Origin of the sequence: Candidatus Enterovibrio escicola (assembly GCF_002464935.1) — a bacterium.
In the GTDB taxonomy this organism is placed as follows: Bacteria; Pseudomonadota; Gammaproteobacteria; order Enterobacterales; family Vibrionaceae; genus Enterovibrio; species Enterovibrio escicola.
The window spans coordinates 36,961-56,404 of record NZ_NBYY01000002.1; the positions used below are offsets into that span (position 1 = coordinate 36,961).

Here is a 19,444-nt window from a genome sequence, read left to right on the forward strand (position 1 = left end):
AGTCCCTGTGCAGTCAATAATTTATTTCAAACGATCATATCGCGACTTTGGCATTTAGTTCATTTCTTATGCGCAGCTCAGGTTAATCACATATTGACGCGCCGGAAACTCAATCTCCATTAACTTCAGTAAGTGTTTTTGCCAAAATAAGCGTAGCTGAGATAACGATAAATACTGAAACCATTTCCAATCTTGGTTTGAAGGAAAGAATGCACCTTCAGCCAGTATCACATGTAAATGTGGATTGTAGTTGCCATTACAACTATGAGTATGGATGAAAATAATGGCGGCGATTTCACACGCATCGCTCTTAAAGTGTGCCTGAATTAACTTTGATAAGCAGGCTTTTGCCAAGATCACAAACCCAGAATACAAAGGCTTCTGATTGGAGTGATTATGGAAAAGAATACAAAGTTGCTCAGGCAATGTTAAAACAACTTGCCGATAGCCCACTCTATGGAACAGGCTGCCGCCTATTTTGATTAAACTCTACCGTGCATAACACTTTCCACATTGCGGACAAGCTTTCCCCTTACAACATAAAGCTAACTTTATGTTGCCCGTGACCGAAACCCAAGCATTGGTAAGTGACAAAGCCTTTTTATGAGCTTCCATACTTCAGTATCTTAGCTATTTCTGAATGATAATAATCGGTGTCATAGCGGGGATTACTGGATACGAATATGGCTTAATTCGTAGTGAAAATACGTTTAAAGCGAAGCAGCTTCGATTTGATACCTTTGAAATTCATTCATGTCTTTTATCTGGTAAATCCTGCTAAATATATCACAGAAAGGGACAGACCTTAAGCCCAACCACATATAGTTTCTGGTAGGAAATTTTTAGGTGAAAGAACAAAGGACTAATACCCAGTATTCCACCTCGAAACAACACGAGGTACCGGGAAGAAGGGCATCCTAAAAATGAAGCTGTAACGGCTTCAAAAGGAGATAAACTGGCAGAGTGGCAAAAGGACAGTGGTTATCACAAGCGCTCATTAGCAGAAACAGCGATGTTTCGCTATAAACAGTTACTCAGCCCTAAATTTACTCTTCGTAATTACAATACACAAGTTAGTGAAGCGCTGGAAAATGTGAAAGAGATGAACAAAGTTATGAGATTCGGTATGCCTGTTCGCCAGCAGAAAAACTCAGACTGTAAAAAATATTGGGATCAAGTGCGTTATCGACCAGATTTAATCAATAACGCAGATCTGAGGTTAAACTAATATTATGGTTATATATTTAATAAGTGTTTTTATGTAAAAGGCCTACTTTTATCAGGGTGATAAGCACTATTAAAAAGCATGATATCTGTAATAATAGATATCAACGCTACCTCCTTGATAGGTCATACTGACGAACCTTCTAAATGATGGTCTACATAATCAATATTATTAGACCCTGTCGACACAGCCTTAGGATCATTCGTGCAATTCATTGATCTCTTAAAATTACGATAAGCCATGTAAGCTTCAATGCTCTAATGAAATAAATTCACACGTATTATTTCCTTCACTATAGAAATAGTATTCTCAAAGGCATTTTACGGGTTTTGGTAACCCTGCTAATTTGGTGGCTTGCTTCGCTGGACCTTTTGGGAATAGCTGAAATAAATAGCGACTACTACTTTTTCCTGAGCCGTACTTATTTTTCATCGCCATCACGAGCATACGAGTATTAGGTGATGTTTTAAACTCTTTATAAAATGCTTGCACAAAGTAGATCACTTTCCAATGAGCCTTTGTCAGAGTTATATTTTCTTGTTTTGCAAGTATGGGCACTAACTGTTCACACCAATCTGAAAAATTCTTTAAATAGCCTTGAGCATCGGTATCAGTATGTTTACCATTTAATTCCAACAATTTTCATCCTCAATCAATGTTCAAGCAATAATAATGACTTATTGGAACGGTATTTAGTACAGCGATAGGAAATCAGAAAGCACCTTCTGGTGCTTTCTGATTTCTATCTACAGGATTCTAAGATTAGTCATCGCTGCTCATAATGCCAAGAAGGTTAAGTAAATGAATGAATATATTGAAGATATCCAGATACAAAGAAATGGTTGCACGAATATAATTACTTTCACCCCCGTTGATAATATTGCTGGTGTTATAGAGTATAAAGGCAGAAAAAATTAGTACTGCGATAGAGCTGATTGCTAGGCTTAGCGCTGGAATTCCAAGGAAAATATTGGCAATCATAGCAACTAACAAAGCGATAACACCAGCGACTAGGAATCCGTTCATAAAAGAAAAATCTTTTTTGCTGCTAATCGCATAGGCAGACATCCCAAGAAAAACCAGACCCGTAGTGCCTAGCGCCTGCATAATTATAGAAGAACCTGCAGGCATACTTAAATAGTATGCTAATGTTGGACCTAAAGACGCCCCCATCAAACCTGTGAAAACAAATGTCCACATTATGCCTGAAGATGAGTTAACTGCCTTTGGCAGTATAAAAAATACAATACCCAACGCAGCCAATGTCATTACCAGAGATATCATCGGTGTGATTCCCACCACCAGTGCGATGAATGCAGTGATGGCACTAGTAATAAGGGTCATTGACAATAGCGCATAAGTATTACGCAACACTTTATTGGTGGCTAATACGCTTTCCTGAGCGTGGTTACTGGTAACGAAACGGTCATTCATAATGTTCTCCCAAGTGGGTATCAGTATTTAATCCATAAACTAAGACATTTATTATGTCTTAGGTACAACGTCTCGAGTCATGCTTATTATAGAATTGCTCAACAGAACAGCTTGTCCGTTAAGTAACGCTAATCTATTCTTACAATCAATCCTGTTTAAACATGTTAACAAATGTTAATGCTTTGTTTTATTTGCACCGTACATACCTAGTCTGCCTTTAATAATTGATATTGTAGCTCAGGAAAGCTTGGACTTGGATCATTCTCATATCTTCTTAAGTAAATTAAACCATTCCATTTAATATTTCTTATGGTATTTCAGGATCTAATGACTAATGGCGCACACAAATTGCAACGGATTATATCTACACATTATATGTGTAATAAATGTAGATGTAATTTATATTTGTGTAAGTTTATATGAATAATAGGCAGATATCAACTAAGTTGATCGGCGCAATACGCCACTACCCAATAGCGAAGTGAGTGACATCAATATCAAGCAATGAAAAGGAAAAGGAATATGAAAAATGAGCAAACCAATTACAAAAAAAAGGTGCATTGAATAACAAGCGAACATTGCTTGTCTACCGAGTAACCGCTACTAGGAACTATAGTAATACCGAGTCTTATTAACTTTGTTCATCGCTTTCATATTTGCCAGTACTTCACCAACTTGAACATTGTAATTAACCTGAGCTGCTCATAAGAAATGAACTAAGTACCCAAGTCGAGATCTGATCATTTGAAATAAACCATTTACTGCACAAGGACTTGAGCATGAATAACTTGGACGCTGTTTTCGGCGATGTCGACGACTTCTGCCAGACTTTCCTTCCTGCATGGGAAGGCTACCTAATTTCTTCCGGTATCAAACAAAGAAATAAGCCTTCTCGTCTCTCAGTTAGCGGAGTTATAACGATAGTGATAGCTTTCCATTAATCAGGGAATTGAGATTTCAAAACCTATTACATCCACTTTGTTTGTTGCTACCTCACCAATGAATTTCCTGAATTAGTTAGCTACACGAGGATGCTCAAGTTCATGCAATGTGTTCTGGTTCCGCTTTGCTCTTACCTCATTTACCGTTAGGCAAAGCCGACAGAAAGTGCCTTAGTTGAGTCGTCCAAGCTACAAGCTAATCACAACCTACGCATTCTCAGACATCAGATTTTTAAAGGTACCGAGAAACGAGGAAAAGGAACGATGGGGTAGTTCTACAGCTTCAAACTACACCTTATTATCAATGACCAAGGTGGCATTATCTCAGTCAAAGTGATGACGGCTAACATGGATGATAGAAAGCCTGTATCAGAAATGGCTAACGAGCTTTAGGGGTGTTTATACGGAGATAAAGGTTATATTTCAGATCCATTGAAGCGGGAACTTGCAGATAAGGGAGTGACACTGATAACGGATGTGAAAAAACATGAAATCCAAAGTGATGAAAATTGAGGAGCGCCTGATACTCCGGAAACAATTTATTATTAAAACTGTTTTTGACCAACTAAAAACATATCCCAAATCGAGCATTTTTAGCACCGTAATTATATCAGCTTTATGGTCAATTTGCTGGCGGGGCTCATCGCGTATTCATTTCAACCAAAGAAGCCGAGTATCAAGATGACTCGGCTTGATAAGCAAACGCTTATGCAGATCTGAGGTTAAATTACTCGCGGATATCATCCAAGGCGTAAAATTTAGAGATGCCATTCGTGAAACACACGTCAATCATCAGGACTCTTCTCTGGAAGCTGTACACCAGATTTGACCATAACTCTTCAATAAGTTGAATTGTTCGTTCAGTATGACTTGTAAACTAATTGTCTATTGCTGCCAATATCATGTTTTATAACAGGATTGGTAACTATGGAAAAATCTATTTTCTAAACGGAAATCAACTTATTGAATACATGGTCCATTTTTTATGCGAAGCTCATTTTATTTAGGTGTATTGTATAGATAACCCATGGGCGAGTATCAAAAATAATAGGAGTCAGACACATACCTTTTGAAACCTTACAAAGGTTAGCAACCAAGAGCCAATGAAAACATCTAGAGTAGGAAAAGTCATTACTAGAAGACGTGTTATAATTATTACTTAAAGCTGTCCTACCATAGGGTGAAGTTAAACTAAGACATGGAGTAATGCTCATGTGGTATGTGAGGAAAGTATGACAGTAAATATTAACAATAAGTGGAAAAATGATCTCTCTGAGTTGGCTTTTAACGTATGTAAATTAGGACAAACGGAGCCACCCTTCAGTGGCATACTATTGCATAACCATAAATCAGGTTTTTACAACTGTATTTGCTGTGACCAGTTGCTATTTGATTCGAACACTAAATTTGATTCAGGCTCTGGCTGGCCAAGTTTTAATATGACGATCGATGGTTCGGTTAGATATTTGGAAGAGAAAAATCATGGTATAATACGCATTGAAATTCGTTGTATGAAATGTGATAGTCATTTAGGTCATGTTTTTGATGATAGTTCCACTGAGACTAATCGGCGCTATTGTGTAAATTCAGTGTCCATGACGTTCCGTGACAAAGTTTGAAGGCCAACTATTCATGATTACTTATTCTTGATCAAAGCAGGATCTTGTATATAATCCTGTATATCTACCGTAGTTAATTGACAATCACCCTTTTAAAAAATCATGACTTAGTTTTTCGTGGTATGCAAGTTATGAATCGGTATTATTCATTTCTTCGATGTATCAATGGAGGCGGGATCAACCACCTTTCTATCTGCATCCTCTTAGGGAAACGGCCTCCTCTAACTTGATTGCCTCACGAAGGACATTGTTTAGTGACTTAATGATTGAGAAGTCTGTTCAGTAATTTTATTTTCATCGAGAAAGTGATTGTCTCATGGATTACAAAGCCAGTTAGGGCACATGATATCTGCAGTAGTAGACAACTTGGTTGCAAGTCATACTAACGAGCTATTCAACGTATTGAATACATAACCCAAAGAATTACTCAAGATCTATCGATAAATAATCGCAAGCGAAGTGAGTAACCTGAGCTGCGTATAAAAAATGAACTAAATACCCAAGTCGCGATCGCTTGTTTGAAAAAAAACTGGTAACTGAATAAGGACTTGAGCATGAATAAAGTAGACGCTTTTTTCATCGATATCGACGACTTTTGCTAGACTTTCTTCCCTGCATGGAAGAACACCTAACTTCTTCCGATTTCAAATAAAGAAACAAGCCTTTTCGCCTCTCAGTTAGCAAAGTGATGACGATAGTGATCACTTTCCATCAATCTAGGTATCGAGATTTTAAAACCTATTACATCCACTTTGTTTGCTGCTACCTCACCAACGAATTGCCTGCATTAGTCAGCTACACGCAAATGCTCAAGTACATGCAAGGTATTTTTATTCTGCTTTACTATTATCTCACTCACCATCAGGTGAAACCGACAGGGATTGCCTTCGTTGATTCGTCCAAGCTACAGGTTTGTCACAACCTACGAATTCTCAGACATTAGGTTTTTAAAGGTACCGCAAAGCGAGAAAAAGGAACGATGGGGTGGTTCTACAGCTTCAAACTACACCTCATTATCAATGACCAAGGTGGCATTATCGCAGTCAAAGTGATGACGGCTAACATGGATGATAGAAAGCCTGTATAGGAAATGTCTGACGAGCTTTGGAGCTGTTTATCCGGAGATAAAGGTTATATCTCTGGTCTATTGGAGCGGGATCTTGCAGACAAGGGAGTGATCATAATAACGGGTGTGATAAAGAATATGAAACCCAAAGTAATGAAACTTTGGGACAGCCTGATACTCCGAAAACCATTTATTATTGAAATCGTTTTTGACAAACTAAAAAATATATCCCAAATCAAGCATTCTCGGCACCGTAGTTGTATCAGCTTTATGGCAGGGCTAAGCGCGTATTCATTTCAACCAAAAGAAGCCGAGTATCAAAATGACTCTAGCTTGATAAGCAAACGTTTATGCAGATCTGAGGTTACCTACAAAGCAAGATATTTGGGAATACGACAGAGATTGTATCCATAACGATGTTAGAACTGAATTTCCACTATACTAAATCAACTAGAAGTTGCTCGATTCTATGGGTTATCAAAGCATTCAGTTTTAGGAAAATTATCATAGGGATAATCAGTCTATTTCAAGAAAATTTAACGATGGAATTAGCACTCCACTACTCTTGAAGAGTAGTGATTTACAAACGACTGGTTCGCTGTTATTCCTTTTTGCTAGAACTCACAACACCTATTAAAGTGGATTGTGGATCCTTGAGATCCGATCGTTTAAATTAAATTACCAGTTTAATCAGGACGTTACCCTGTACAATTTAGAAGTTGTTTTGACCGATATCAATGATTACTGCGTTCAGATAATTAGAGTACGAGGTGATAATTAATTCATTTCTTATGTGTCACCTATAATTTCTTATGTGTCACCTATAAGTTAATCAGCGTTTCTGTTGAGGTTTTGAATATGGCGGTGAGTGAGAGATTCGAACTCTCGATACGTTACCATATACACGCTTTCCAAGCGTGCTCCTTCAGCCACTCGGACAACTCACCGTTCTATTTCTGAACACTTCTTTTCAACGGTTGTCACTATAATAACTTACTCTTACATCGTCAATGACTTAATATATATGGACAGTCTGCATATCCAACATTCTAGTATAAAGCAAATGATGTCATCACTCAGACAAAATATATATAAGTTAATGTTGTTTTAACTCAATCTTAAATTGCTTAATGTTAATTTTTTAACATACGTCATTTCAATTGCTTTGCTTGTTTCTTGATTAGCATTAATTTTTACTGGTAGATGGTTCTTCCATGACGTAAAATTTGTGGTTTTATTTTTATGACAATACACGTTTAATCAAACTTCGTATGGCTTGTAACTATTCACTTTTAGTAACAGATATTCAAAAAACACTCATCAAAAGTTAACTCTCCATAATATGTCTGGTCTAGTAGCAAAGTAGGTCCAGTATTGGTTCATAAATAGGATGACGCTGTATTTCTCTGTTACTAAGGGATATAGGCCAGATTAGAGTTACGATGTGGCTGAACAATCAAGTAGCAAGTTGACTCGGCGGTTCATCCTTCGGCATGTTTGTCTGTTATGGAAGGATCACAGTGTTGGCATCAAGCTTGGAATACTTGGAATAACTGATATTCAGTGATATCTCCAGTATCTGTGGAAAACAAAAGACCTAGTGATAAGAGACTGGGTACGTGTCGGGAACCCCTTCTCAGCGGTGTCGAACTGGGAAGACACAATAGTGTCCTTTATTTGAGATTACTCAGTAAGTTTTTATGCCCCTTACATGGGGAGGTTAAACACATACCTAAATTTTAGCTAAGAAGGTGTTGAGATTTTTCTCTCGATCCTCTCGCTGCAGGAGTAAGTTATGTGTTACGATAACTGGCAGAAAACCCTTATTTGTACTCATGGAACTTATTGTGCCATTCATGGATAAATGCATGAGTTTCTCGGGTTTTAGTTTAACTAGAGAGAAGATTATCACGGATTAATTTTTAAGGCGAGTTTGGTGATGTTTGGGATAACTTTTCCAGTGTTTGTTTGACTCCTCTGCGTACTAGTATCGAAAAAGGTAAAAAATAACGTATTTTAACATGAAACCTAAGATATTTTTACCGATTAATACCACCTAGCTACCACTCAATTATATCCTTTAACGATAAATGTGAGTACCAACACCAGAAGAAGTATTTATTCTAAGCCCAACTTAGAAAGGAGCTTGTTATATGATCATCGAACCTAAAATTCGCGGATTTATCTGTACAACTTCGCATCCGATAGGCTGCGAAGCTAACGTTAAAGAACAAATAGAATATGTTAAAGCTCAGGGTTTTATTGCGAATTCTCCTAAACGCGTAGTAGTGATCGGATCATCAAGCGGTTATGGTATGTCATCACGTATTGCTGCGGCTTTTGGCAACGGTGCTGCGACTATCGGTGTTTTCTCCGAAAAGCCAGGTACCGAAAGGAAAACCGGCACAGCTGGTTGGTACAACACAGTTGCATTCGACAAATTAGCCAAAGCGGAAGGCCTTTATAGCAAGAGCTTGAATGGAGATGCATTCTCTGATGAAGCAAAACGAAAAGTCATTGAGCTGATAAAAGAAGATATGAATCAGGTCGATATGATCATTTATTCATTGGCGTCACCTATTCGTAGGTTACCAAAAACTGGGGAAATAATCCGATCTTCCCTGAAACCAATTGGAGAAATTTACACTTCTATCGCTGTTGATACAAGTAGAGATGAAATAATCGAAGCGCATGTTGCACCTGCGACTGAACAGGAAATAAAAGATACTGTCACTGTCATGGGCGGAGAAGATTGGGAATTATGGCTTCAAGCATTGTTTGATGCAGGTGTGTTGGCAGAAGGTTGTAAAACCTTAGCATATAGTTATATCGGTACAAAACTAACTTGGCCCATCTATTGGAATGGCACACTGGGTCGTGCAAAAATGGATTTGGATCGAGCAGCAATAGCACTTAATGAAAAACTGTCAGGGATGGGTGGTACTGCACATGTAGCAGTACTGAAGAGTGTTGTGACACAAGCAAGTTCGGCAATTCCTGTAATGCCACTTTATATCGCAATAGTGTTTAAGAAGATGCGTCAAGAAGGCGTACATGAAGGGTGTATGGAACATATATATCGCCTATTCAGAGAACGTCTCTATAAAGATGATGACACAACACCTGAAGTTGATGATGTGAATCGCCTACGGTTGGATGATTTGGAACTACGTGACGATATTCAACAGTACTGTCGTGAACTGTGGCCTCAAATTACCTCAACAAACTTGAAAGAGCTGACAGATTACGTTGAGTATAAAAAAGAGTTTCTGAAAGTATTCGGTTTTGGTATCGAAGGTGTAGATTATGATGCTGATGTAGATATTGCAGTGGATTTTGACGTTAAAGTTATCTAAATTCCACTATGTTTAGTAAGAACTATGTGAATAATGCTAGGCTCAGCGTATCTTATCAAAAGGTTCAGTGGTTTTTGATGACTTGAAGATACGATGGAGGATAAATAATAGCCAATCATCGACTGTTTTGACCTCTTCAGACGTATCTGTCCTATCCTAGGGTATAATACCGACCAAAGTTACATTACTTACCGTCCACGATATCACCGTCTAAGTGGCACAGTAACTCGCAAAAACCAGTCGGTTGCTATGTACAGCATGTATCCATACGGCTCTATCTTCATATATGCTTTCAGCATCGCTGTATAACTTGTGGCACCGTCTTTTCCTTTACCAACATACTCGGCCTAGTAGAGCCTAGGCAGTAAATCCACGTAGTCGGGTGTCGACAAAAAACTGTAATAACAGAGCATCGTGAAGTGTTTATCCGAGATATGTATGACCTGACTTTCAATCAGTTCTGCCGGAGGCACGGTCATCGTTTTCATTTGTTCGGTATAGTAGTTGAGGTAATAAAACGTCACAGCATGCCACCTTTGCGATAGTCATGAAGGTAGTATACTAAGACTTGTTGGTATTACAGGTAATGGCTCAGATAGTTGGGATCCTAGCGAATATTGTTGGTGTTTTTAGCAAAGGGCTTTTCAGTGCTGCTAGTACTGATAAGTTAGTTAGGTAATTAATCCATTCCAGTTTATCTAGAATATTAGCATAAGGAGCTGCCGTCAGATCCAGCTCAATATAGTGTCTCCGCGGAAGGGTAATAATGGCATTGCACCAACAAGCTTCTGTATTTTCTATTTTTAAAAATCACGGTATCCACAAATCAGTTTCCCTGAAAATCATCCTGCGGGTGACAGACAGGTTGGGTTGAAGTTAATCTTTCACCTAGGAGGTGTGTAGGGCGTAAAAGATGCGATTTTGATGTGTTTCCTTATGAGGAAAATAGGGGAACAACCAGTTAAACAGACCTGAATTCAGGTCTGAAGTTAGATACTTTTCAATCAAACTGCTCATGCAATTTATTTAAAAATAATGCTGGGCTGATTAAACCATAACCGTTTCTTAGACCGATTATTGATCTTTGCTTGAGCGAAGTTAACTTCTTCATCTGGGACCATTCTTAAGTTTGTCCCTTTCTTTCCGTACTGTCTTAAAGTCCATTAGCATTCTTATTTTTCCCTCATTTTCACTAAGAATCAGGGTGGGCAAAGTAAATTTTTGCATCCAAAGTTTTTTTCTTATGATGAGGAAACTTGCGCCTTTTATCTGCCGTCTAGTCGGAAAAACTACTGGCATCGCCTGCGTTTATCTAACCAAGCTACAAGCTTATCATAATTCACGTATTCCACGATATCGTCTATATGAGGAGATGGTTAAATCATGTAAGGGAACGATGGGAAGGTTCTATAGCTTTAAACTTCATCTTATCATCAATGACCAAGTCGGTATGATTTCGGTAAATGTAATAAAACACAATGTGGATAATAGAAAATACGTGCCTAATATGGCTGATAATCTCTTGGGATCACTCTATGGAGATAAGAGGTACAGATCAGGCTCCCTTGAAAAAATACTCGCAGATAAAGGGGTTAGTTTCATCACGAATACACGGAAGAACATGAAATCAAAGGTAATGAAGTTTGAGGATCGTTTTATTTTGGCGTTGTTAATTAAATAAGACCTATAATATACTGATTTCCGATGTTTTTTACAGTCTTAATTTGTCTACTGGCGAACAGGCATACCGAGTCTTAAAACTTTATTCATCGCCTTCAGATTTACCAGCGTTTTACCAATTTGAGCATTGTAATCACGAAGAGTAAGTTTATGGCTGAGCAACTGTTTATAGCGAAATATTGCTGTCTCTGCTAATGCGCATTTGCGATAATCCCTGTACTTTTTTCACTCCGCCAGTTTGTCCTCTTTCAATACCTTTACCGCTTAATTTCTAGGATGACTTTCCTCCAAGTACTCGCGTTGCTTAGAGGTGGAATACTGGGCATTATTCCTTTTTTTAGTACGTAGTGACATGCTTTTGTGTCATAGGCTTCATCAGCATTAACTTGCTGTATTTTTCGTCATAATAGGTTACCTAATTTAGGAAATTCGTTGGTGAAGTAGCGGCAAACAAAGTGGATCTCATAGGTTTTAAGGTCCAGAGACCAGATTGATGGAAAGCTATCATTATCGTCATCACTTCGCTAACTGAAAGGCGAGAAAGCTTATTTCTTTGTTTGACACTGGAAGAAATTAGGTGTTTTTCCCATGCAGAAAGAAAGTCTGGCAAAAGTCGTCAACATCGATGAAAACATAATCTATGTTATTCATTCTCAAGTTCTAGCCGTGTGTTCAATAAATTGATTTCTATCTAGATAATGAATTCTTTCATGGATTATAGCTTATCGTTAAGAAACAGTTGATAGTTTTTTTAAACGAGCAGATCTCGAGTTGGGAATTTAGTTAATTTCTTATGCGCAGCTCAGCTTAAAGATGTTAAAACCAGAGTCGACAAAATAAACGTTCTGATAAACCAAAAGAACTGCATGGTGAACTCTATATTTTTAGAGAAGAAATCCGCACGTGGCTTCCTTAACCATGAATTTCTTTACGATCACAGTTAAGGGTTAACTACAAGAACTAGCATAACGATTGGTAGTTACACAGAATTATATAGTCTCTAACGAGACTTCCCCTAATATCAAATAAACGTTCAAGATCCAACCTTAGCCTGCAAATAACTTTATCAGATGTGTCTTAAGTTAAACTTAGTTTCACTATCGCTCTTCTAAAATAAGCATAAACTTGTTCCTTCATCTAGGAATATCCTCGGTTCTTGCTGGTTTCTTTGTTTTTACAACTTTCACTATTTTCTTCTTTCTGGTAATAACCTCATCAAAGACTGCTGCATATCAGCAAATTGTTGCTGTTTTTCGTTCTCATTATCTATGAGACCCAACTCTGCATAAGCTTCATCAACGCTCATGCCTAAATGACAGCAAAAGATATCGATTGCTACCAGATAATTTTGTTTGTCAGCCATGGTATTTCTCCTTAGAAACAGCATCGTATTTGATATGCAACAGCAAACAGAGAACGAACACATATCATTCTTATACACACTATTCTGTCTTACAACAAAACACAACTTGACTTCGTTAAAATCTAGTTCTATCTGACTGTGATAGTAAGATATATCCGTTATTATTTGGAATGAAAGTGTTCTCACAGTGTCTTCTATGGAAGACCGAATCATCTCAATCACATCGTAAGCTATAGTTCATGGGGTTCTGTTCACGTGTGCCTTTAAGGAGATTAAAGTGACTCGAAAAACTTCGAATTTATATCTTTAAAACAAGGGGCACAGCAGTTGTTGGCTTAAGCTATATGAAGCCGAAGTTCAATCCTTGCTCGATAATTTTACATCACTCCAAGCTAACGGAAAGCAGGGAGTGGTTCGAAATAATCATTTGCCTACGCGGTATCTACAAACTGTTTTTGGTGACATTACCGTCAAAGTTCCAAAGGTTTGAGATATAACATTAAATATATTTTCACTTCTGGTGACCACGCGTTTTATAGCCATGAATGCTCAGATGACGTCTTTATATTCCACATCGAAATATGGCCGATTGGCGTCTATCACGTCAGGTATTTTTAATACGAGTCGTTCCTTCGTTTTATTGCTATAGTGAATTGCGATAGCTTCCCAAGGGGGATTCTAGTATACCAAATGCTTAAGCCAACACCCGTGGTATCAATGCCGATGTGCATCACATTAATATCGCGCGCAAACATCATCTATCTGGCCTAATTTATATTAAAAATTAAGTCCTCACCAATAGTGTTTTTCTAAAACCCTAGAACAGTCAGATTCTGCAAAAAGCGGAGCGCTAATGAGAATAAAAAACATATCAGTTAACCCCTATCGGAAGCAAATAAATCGAAGAATACACCATGCTTTGCATGGGAGAACCGAACCAATGCCATCCCTCTCCCACAAAATACACATTTTAAGGGGGATTACGAGCTGCTACCTCTTCGAAAAGCTCTACATAGCTAATACGTTTGGTCCCGCTAATCATTCCATCCACAAAGTCTCCTGCTGCCATCGCTATCACTTCATACCACTTATTAAAGCTCGCTGGCACTTGAAAGCCATAATATCTTACTCATTGAAATCCTTTAGGAAAAATGTACCGAACCAACCTGCCAATAAATACCTGAGCATCTACTCTCTTATTACGTTTTCAACTTCGTTTTATGTGATTGATAGTAATAGCTGACTTGATGACGGTCATACCAAACTATTTTAGATAAGCCTATCAGCGGGGATGACAAATAGTTGGTTAGGTATCGTATTAATCCTCGGTAGCTTTTGCGTGGGACTTTATTTTTACGACCATTGTCAAGATGGGCATAAAAACTATCAGGATAATTAGCCCATAAGATTCTAATCACATATTGACGCGCCGAAAACTCCATCTCCATTAACTTCAGTAAGTGTTTTTGCCAAAGTAATCGTAGCTGAGATAACGATAAATATTGAAACCCTTTCCAATACTAGTTTGAAGGAAAAATGCACCTTCAGCTAGTATCACATGTAAATGCGAGTATAGTTGCCATTACGACTATGGATCTGGATGAAAACAATGCCGGTGATTTCACACGCATCTATCTTAAAGTGCGCCTGAATAAACTCTAATAAGCAGGCTTCCGCCAAGAGCATAAACCCAGAGTACAAACGTTTCTTATTGGAGTGATTATGGAAATGAATACGAAATTGTTTAGGAAATATTCAGACAACTTGCCGATAGTTCACTCTAGGAAACAGACAGACGCTTATTTTGACCATACTCTCCCGTGCATAACGTTTTTTACATTGCGGACAAGCTTTCCCCTTACAACATAAAGTTAACTTTATGTTGCCCTTGGCCGCAACCAAAGCATGGGTAAGTGGTAAAGCCATTTTCTAATCTTCCACACTTTAGCATCTTAGCGATTTCTGAATGATAATAATCGGTGTTATAGCGGGGATGACTGGATACGAATATGGGCCAATTCGTAGTGAAAATACGTTTAAAGCGAAGCAGTTTTGATTTGATACCTTTGAAATTCATTCATGCTAAATTTATCCCAGAAAGGGACATACCTTAAGCCCCACCACATATAGTTTCTAGGAGGAAAGTTTTAGGCATAAAGAACACCTGTGTATTTTAGATGACGTAGGGTGATGTCATGATCAAGGTATCCCTGTGTAGGTGTTGTGAGTTTTCTCAAAAAGTAATAATACCGAGAATGGTATCAGAAGCCTCTCCCTGCAGAAGAGGCTTCTGTGCGTCCATTCGTCGTTACATCCACAGGAAATAGACTGATTACGCCTATGAGAATTTTTCGCGAACTGATAAGCCCTGAAATCGAGCATTTCCATGTTTTTTGAGTTTATCTCCTATAGAAGATTGATTGATATCAAGCAAATTGTATAATAGAGTTGTTTGGATGAAATTAAACTGATTATGAATCATTAAATAATAAGCAATGCTCAGATCAAAACGAAATAACAACCTTCAGGGTCATCTATCCAATAAATTATAAGGCTCGTCGGCATGACTCTCATTAGAGATAAAATGCCTTTTAACAGTGCTTAATCAATATGGAAAATTAGGAATTTTGTACAAAAATCTACTTAATTGAATATATGATCATCCTCAGTGCAGGATAGAACACGTTTTTAGATCGAATGTAACCTCACGTTTAAACACTTTTCCTCTTTTATCGCGGTAAATATGCGGAACGATGTATAACTTTATTAATATTTAATTCTTGGTGAGAATATAATCGTGACCAAAATTATTGTAGTAGGTGGCGGTGCTGGTGGCTTGGAATTGGTGACCAAGCTGGGTCGTATACTTGGGCGTAAAGAGCGTGCTCATGTTACTCTTGTCGATCGTAAAACAAGCCACCTGTGGAAACCCTTGTTACATGAAGTGGCAACTGGTTCTTTAGATGAAGGTGTGGATGCAATCAGTTATCGTGCACATGCAAAGAATCATTTCTTCGATTTTCAACTTGGAAGTATTGCTGGCATCGACCGTAAAAACAAGACTATAAAACTATCTGCTTGGCATGATGAAGGAGATGGTGAACTTTTGATGCCGGAACGTAGACTGAGCTATGATATCTTAGTGATGGCAATTGGTTCAACCTCGAACGATTTCAACACTGAAGGTGTTTGTGAAAACTGTATTTTCTTAGACAGCCCTGAGCAAGCCCGCCGTTTTCGTAATGAAATGCATAATGAGTTCTTGAAACTAAATGCCAAATCAGGCTTAGGTACAGTTGATATCGCGATTGTTGGTGGTGGCGCGACGGGTGTTGAATTGTCCGCTGAACTTCACAACGCAGTTAACGAATTGCAACACTATGGCTTTCAGGATTTGGATAGCTCTAAACTGAATGTGACATTGATTGAGGCGGGTGATCGTATTTTGCCCGCGCTCCCACTTCGTATTTCGGGAGCAGCAGAACAAGAGTTAACTAAGCTGGGTGTATACGTTCGTACTGCGACTAAGGTTGTTAAAGCAGAAACTAATGGGTTGATAACTAAAGACGGCGATAAGATACCAGCACAAATAATGGTGTGGGCCGCGGGTATCAAGGCGCCAGATTTCATGAAAGATATCGCGGGTCTTGAAACTAATCTCATCAATCAGCTAGTGGTAAAATCAACATTACAAACGACGCGCAGTGACACTATTTTTGTCATCGGTGATTGTGCGTCATACAAGCAAGAAGATGGCAGTTTTATTCCACCACGTGCGCAAGCTGCGCATCAGATGGCAAGCCATTGTTGCTCAAATATTATTGCTAAACTGAATGACCGTGAATTGAAAGCATATGTATATAAAGACCATGGCTCTTTGGTTTCTTTAAGTCGTTTTTCAACTGTAGGTAGTCTTATGGGTAACCTGATTCATGGTTCGATGATGGTTGAAGGTCGCATAGCACGGGTGGTATATCTTTCGTTGTACCGTATGCATCAAGTCGCTTTGCATGGCTTTTTGAAAACAGGGTTGATTATGTTGGTCAACCGTATCAATCGTGTGCTTCGTCCATCACTTAAGCTTCACTAACAGAAAACCCTTGAAGCCTTGAATAAGTTCATCTAAGATCTGTGTAAGCGCGTGTTTTTAAAGACGAGTGATTTTCAAGTTAAGCTTTTTTCGTTGGAACGTATAAGTAATGAATCTAGCAATCTGCTTGACCATAAAGTGCCCCACCTAGGTGCTGAGAATGCTTGATTTGGGATAAATTCTTTAGTTGGTTAGGGACTCTTTCGATGATAAATTGCCTTCTTAGCAGCAAACCTAAAGATTCATCACCTTTAGTATCCTGTTATTCCGTATATTAGAGATGATAGTGATCCCTTTCTTGGCAACTGTTCTTTCAATGTGGCTAAATATATACCCCTTATCTCCATAGAGATATCTCAGAAATTATCAACCAGATTAAACATGGATCTTTTGTCATCAACATTGGCTGTTGTTGTCTTTATCAAAATAGTACCGACTTAATTATTGATGATAAGGTGAAGTTTAAAGCCATAAATCCCCACCATCGTCTCCTTATTTCGTTTAGTCACCCCCCTAAAACATGAGATGCCGTGGAATACGTAAATTGTAACAGACCTGTAACAGGGTTGAATCAACGAACTCGATGGCAGTTAGATTTTTCTTGGTGGTAAGTTAGATAAGATCAAAGGGAAAACAGAGCACTTTGCATCAACTTAAGCATCCACGTATAGCTAATAAAATTAGAAAATTGACCTGTTAGGTGACGGAAAACAAATTGCGTGTAATACGTTTTAAAGTCACGATAGTGAGAGTGATAAGAAGATACAATAATCGTCACGACTTCAATGATGGAAAGGCGAAAAGGTTTATTTCTTGTTTTGGAACCTAAACTCCGGTATTTTTTACTAAACAGGAAGGAAAACCTAATAAAAGTCGTGGATATCGGTGAAAATAGCGTCTGAATTATTTATTCTAAAGTTCTTGAGCAAAGCTCAAGTTAAATTAAAGAAAAACAGGCGCTGTTTCCCAAATATCTTAACTAATCGCAATTCCTACGATCAGATAATCATGGAGTTAAGCGGGAGGTTATGATGAGAACGGCCAAGAACAAGATCAGCGATCTTGAAACAATATAATCAAGCATTAGTAAACCATATCTCAGTGACTTTTTGGATAGACGTCGCTGCCATTAAGGCATGGAATTGTTTAATACATCAGAGTCCTCGTTACCGTGGGTTTATATTTTCGGATACCGAGATTGAAACAGCACTGATGGTGAAAGATATTTTTAAACTCCCACTTTGTAGATTAAAAAGTTTTCTCAATTCTTTTTTTACATTGATAAATATCCCGCTGAAATACTCTACAGACTCCTGCATACATAACGCGTTCGAAGACCGTATAAGTTAAGTACCGTTTACCGAATCGAGGAACTGTCGCACACGTCGTTATGGATGTCACAGACCTAAAAATATACGATGAAAGTAAATGGAAAACACGTAAACACTATAAGGAAAAGCTGCATATCTGGCGCAAACTTCATCTTGCCGTTGATGTGTCTACTCATGCGGTTATTGCTGCAGAAGTTAGCCTAGTTTATGTGGGTGACAATGAAGTTTTACCTATCTTGCGTAACCCATTCCGACGAAAGATACAGCAAGTCAGTGCTGATGGAACCTATGACACAAGAGCATGTCACTACGTACTGAAGAACCAAGGAATAACGCCCAGTATTCCACCTTGAAGCAACCCGTGGTACTGTGCGGAAGTGTATCCTCGAAATGAAGCTGTAAAGGCTTTAAAAGAGGACAAACTGGCGGAGTGGAAAAAGGACAGGGATTATCACAAACGTTCATTAGCAAAAACAGCAATGTTTCGCTATAAAGAGTTGCTAAACCCTAAACTTACTCTTCGTGATTAACATCAAATCTGCATAAGCACCTGCTTATCAAACCGAGTCATTTTGATACTAGGCTTCTTTGATTGAAATGAATACGCGATGAGCCCCACCAGCAAGTTGCCCATAAAGCTGATACAACGACGGTGCCGAAAATGCTTTATTTGGGAGATATTTTTTAGTTGGTCAAAAACAGTTTCAATAATAAATCGTTTCCGGAGCATCAGGCGGTCCCAAGATTTCATTACGTTAGGTTTTATATTCTTTTTCATACCCGTTATCAGTATCACTCCCTTGTTTGCAAGTTTCCGCTCCAATGAACCAGAAATATAACCTTTGTATCTGTATAAACACCCTCAAAACTCGTCAGCCATTTCCGACACAGACTTTCTATCATCCACGTTAGTCGTCGTCACTTTGACTGAGATAAAATGCCACCTTGGTCATTGATAATGAGGTATAATTTGAAACCTTAGAACCACGCCAGTATTCCTTTTCCTCGCTTTGCGGTACCTTTAAAAACTGATATCTGAGAATGCGTAGGTTGTAACAAACCTGTAGCTTGGACGAATCAACTAAGGCAATCCCTGTCGGCCTTGCTTGACGGTGAGGTAGCTACAAACAAAGTGGATGTAATAGGTTTTTAAATCTCGATCCACAGATTGATGGAAAGCTATCACTATCGTCATAACTTCGCTAACTGAGAGGTAAAAAGGCTTGTTTCTTTGTTTGATACCTGAAGAAATTAGGTATGTTTCCCCATGCAAGAAGGAAAGTCTAGCAGAAGTCATCGACATCGACGAAAACAGCGTCTAACTTCTTCATGCCAAAGT

13 protein-coding genes, 1 tRNA gene and 8 pseudogenes are annotated in these 19,444 nt (G+C 38.4%); 10 read left to right on the forward strand and 12 right to left on the reverse strand.

All coding sequences use genetic code 11. The annotated features are described in order from the left end of the window. Positions 1 to 66: 66 nt before the first annotated feature. A complete protein-coding gene (locus BTN49_RS00795) occupies positions 67 to 453 on the reverse strand; it encodes a transposase (RefSeq protein ID WP_097355626.1) in 387 nt (128 codons plus the stop codon). A gap of 397 nt (positions 454 to 850) precedes the next feature. Between BTN49_RS00795 and BTN49_RS16885 the strand changes: the two are divergent. Further along, positions 851 to 1,228 (forward strand): annotated as a pseudogene (locus BTN49_RS16885) (hypothetical protein); the annotation flags it as partial. A 306-nt stretch (positions 1,229 to 1,534) separates the two neighbouring features. On the opposite strand, the gene BTN49_RS00805 reads toward BTN49_RS16885, so the two are convergent. After that, positions 1,535 to 1,864, reverse strand: a complete 330-nt coding sequence (locus tag BTN49_RS00805; RefSeq protein WP_097355628.1) for a TusE/DsrC/DsvC family sulfur relay protein — start codon at positions 1,862 to 1,864, stop codon at positions 1,535 to 1,537. 123 nt (positions 1,865 to 1,987) lie between these two features. Further along, the gene (locus BTN49_RS00810) at positions 1,988 to 2,659 is read right to left on the reverse strand and encodes a Bax inhibitor-1/YccA family protein (protein WP_097355629.1); all 672 of its coding nucleotides are present in this window, start codon (positions 2,657 to 2,659) and stop codon (positions 1,988 to 1,990) included. 779 nt (positions 2,660 to 3,438) lie between these two features. Here BTN49_RS00810 and BTN49_RS21565 point away from each other — a divergent pair. The 3 genes and pseudogenes from BTN49_RS21565 (at position 3,439) to BTN49_RS21570 (ending at position 6,647) form a co-directional block, all read left to right on the forward strand. Next, a pseudogene (locus BTN49_RS21565) lies at positions 3,439 to 4,320 on the forward strand (IS982 family transposase). Positions 4,321 to 4,832: 512 nt separating this feature from the next. Continuing rightward, a complete protein-coding gene (gene msrB, locus BTN49_RS00820; RefSeq protein WP_097355630.1) occupies positions 4,833 to 5,219 on the forward strand; it encodes a peptide-methionine (R)-S-oxide reductase MsrB in 387 nt (128 codons plus the stop codon). A gap of 554 nt (positions 5,220 to 5,773) precedes the next feature. Then, positions 5,774 to 6,647: pseudogene (locus BTN49_RS21570) on the forward strand (IS982 family transposase). A gap of 497 nt (positions 6,648 to 7,144) precedes the next feature. Here the strand turns inward: BTN49_RS21570 and BTN49_RS00830 are convergent. Continuing rightward, positions 7,145 to 7,232 (reverse strand) — tRNA-Ser (locus BTN49_RS00830). 1,206 nt (positions 7,233 to 8,438) lie between these two features. Here BTN49_RS00830 and fabV point away from each other — a divergent pair. Then, positions 8,439 to 9,641: an enoyl-ACP reductase FabV gene (gene fabV / locus BTN49_RS00835; RefSeq protein WP_097355631.1), complete on the forward strand. Its 1,203-nt coding sequence runs from the start codon at positions 8,439 to 8,441 to the stop codon at positions 9,639 to 9,641. A 347-nt stretch (positions 9,642 to 9,988) separates the two neighbouring features. Here fabV and BTN49_RS19805 read toward each other — a convergent pair whose 3' ends face one another. Beyond that, positions 9,989 to 10,165, reverse strand: a complete 177-nt coding sequence (locus BTN49_RS19805) for a transposase (RefSeq protein WP_097355632.1) — start codon at positions 10,163 to 10,165, stop codon at positions 9,989 to 9,991. A 722-nt stretch (positions 10,166 to 10,887) separates the two neighbouring features. Here BTN49_RS19805 and BTN49_RS00845 point away from each other — a divergent pair. After that, on the forward strand, positions 10,888 to 11,322 hold the full coding sequence (locus BTN49_RS00845; RefSeq protein WP_223823858.1) for a transposase: 435 nt from the start codon (positions 10,888 to 10,890) through the stop codon (positions 11,320 to 11,322). A 47-nt stretch (positions 11,323 to 11,369) separates the two neighbouring features. Here the strand turns inward: BTN49_RS00845 and BTN49_RS19810 are convergent. From BTN49_RS19810 to BTN49_RS14440, 3 genes and pseudogenes are all read right to left on the reverse strand, one after another. Then, positions 11,370 to 11,722 (reverse strand): annotated as a pseudogene (locus tag BTN49_RS19810) (IS5/IS1182 family transposase); the annotation flags it as partial. Positions 11,723 to 11,737: 15 nt separating this feature from the next. Then, a pseudogene (locus tag BTN49_RS12530) lies at positions 11,738 to 11,972 on the reverse strand (IS982 family transposase); the annotation flags it as partial. Positions 11,973 to 12,507: 535 nt separating this feature from the next. Then, positions 12,508 to 12,684: a hypothetical protein gene (locus BTN49_RS14440; RefSeq protein WP_190319263.1), complete on the reverse strand. Its 177-nt coding sequence runs from the start codon at positions 12,682 to 12,684 to the stop codon at positions 12,508 to 12,510. Between the two features lie 364 nt (positions 12,685 to 13,048). Between BTN49_RS14440 and BTN49_RS18755 the strand changes: the two genes are divergently transcribed. After that, a complete protein-coding gene (locus tag BTN49_RS18755) occupies positions 13,049 to 13,174 on the forward strand; it encodes a hypothetical protein (protein WP_263363591.1) in 126 nt (41 codons plus the stop codon). Positions 13,175 to 13,654: 480 nt separating this feature from the next. Here BTN49_RS18755 and BTN49_RS16705 read toward each other — a convergent pair whose 3' ends face one another. Both BTN49_RS16705 and BTN49_RS12535 read right to left on the reverse strand, forming a co-directional pair. Next, on the reverse strand, positions 13,655 to 13,792 hold the full coding sequence (locus BTN49_RS16705; protein ID WP_190319262.1) for a hypothetical protein: 138 nt from the start codon (positions 13,790 to 13,792) through the stop codon (positions 13,655 to 13,657). A gap of 91 nt (positions 13,793 to 13,883) precedes the next feature. Further along, positions 13,884 to 14,168, reverse strand: a pseudogene (locus BTN49_RS12535) (hypothetical protein); the annotation flags it as partial. A 52-nt stretch (positions 14,169 to 14,220) separates the two neighbouring features. Here BTN49_RS12535 and BTN49_RS18760 point away from each other — a divergent pair. Next, the gene (locus BTN49_RS18760) at positions 14,221 to 14,346 is read left to right on the forward strand and encodes a hypothetical protein (protein WP_263364215.1); all 126 of its coding nucleotides are present in this window, start codon (positions 14,221 to 14,223) and stop codon (positions 14,344 to 14,346) included. A gap of 1,135 nt (positions 14,347 to 15,481) precedes the next feature. Continuing rightward, positions 15,482 to 16,774: an NAD(P)/FAD-dependent oxidoreductase gene (locus BTN49_RS00850; protein ID WP_097355634.1), complete on the forward strand. Its 1,293-nt coding sequence runs from the start codon at positions 15,482 to 15,484 to the stop codon at positions 16,772 to 16,774. 115 nt (positions 16,775 to 16,889) lie between these two features. On the opposite strand, the gene BTN49_RS19815 is transcribed toward BTN49_RS00850, so the two are convergent. Further along, positions 16,890 to 17,006 carry a transposase gene (locus BTN49_RS19815; RefSeq protein WP_146678969.1) on the reverse strand — a complete coding sequence of 39 codons (117 nt, stop codon included), beginning with the start codon at positions 17,004 to 17,006 and terminating at the stop codon, positions 16,890 to 16,892. An 827-nt stretch (positions 17,007 to 17,833) separates the two neighbouring features. On the opposite strand from BTN49_RS19815, the pseudogene BTN49_RS16895 reads away from it, so the two are divergent. Then, positions 17,834 to 18,632 (forward strand): annotated as a pseudogene (locus BTN49_RS16895) (IS5 family transposase); the annotation flags it as partial. Positions 18,633 to 18,637: 5 nt separating this feature from the next. On the opposite strand, the pseudogene BTN49_RS00865 reads toward BTN49_RS16895, so the two are convergent. Next, a pseudogene (locus BTN49_RS00865) lies at positions 18,638 to 19,436 on the reverse strand (IS982 family transposase). Positions 19,437 to 19,444 lie beyond the last annotated feature (8 nt).

Bases quoted from the DNA above. Each gene is read 5' to 3' on its own strand.
- msrB (WP_097355630.1), top strand. From the start codon at position 4,833: ATGACAGTAAATATTAACAATAAGTGGAAAAATGATCTCTCTGAGTTG.
- fabV (WP_097355631.1), top strand. From the start codon at position 8,439: ATGATCATCGAACCTAAAATTCGCGGATTTATCTGTACAACTTCGCAT.
- BTN49_RS00810 (WP_097355629.1), bottom strand. From the start codon at position 2,659: ATGAATGACCGTTTCGTTACCAGTAACCACGCTCAGGAAAGCGTATTA.
- BTN49_RS18760 (WP_263364215.1), top strand. From the start codon at position 14,221: ATGCACCTTCAGCTAGTATCACATGTAAATGCGAGTATAGTTGCCATT.
- BTN49_RS00845 (WP_223823858.1), top strand. From the start codon at position 10,888: ATGAGGAAACTTGCGCCTTTTATCTGCCGTCTAGTCGGAAAAACTACT.
- BTN49_RS14440 (WP_190319263.1), bottom strand. From the start codon at position 12,684: ATGGCTGACAAACAAAATTATCTGGTAGCAATCGATATCTTTTGCTGT.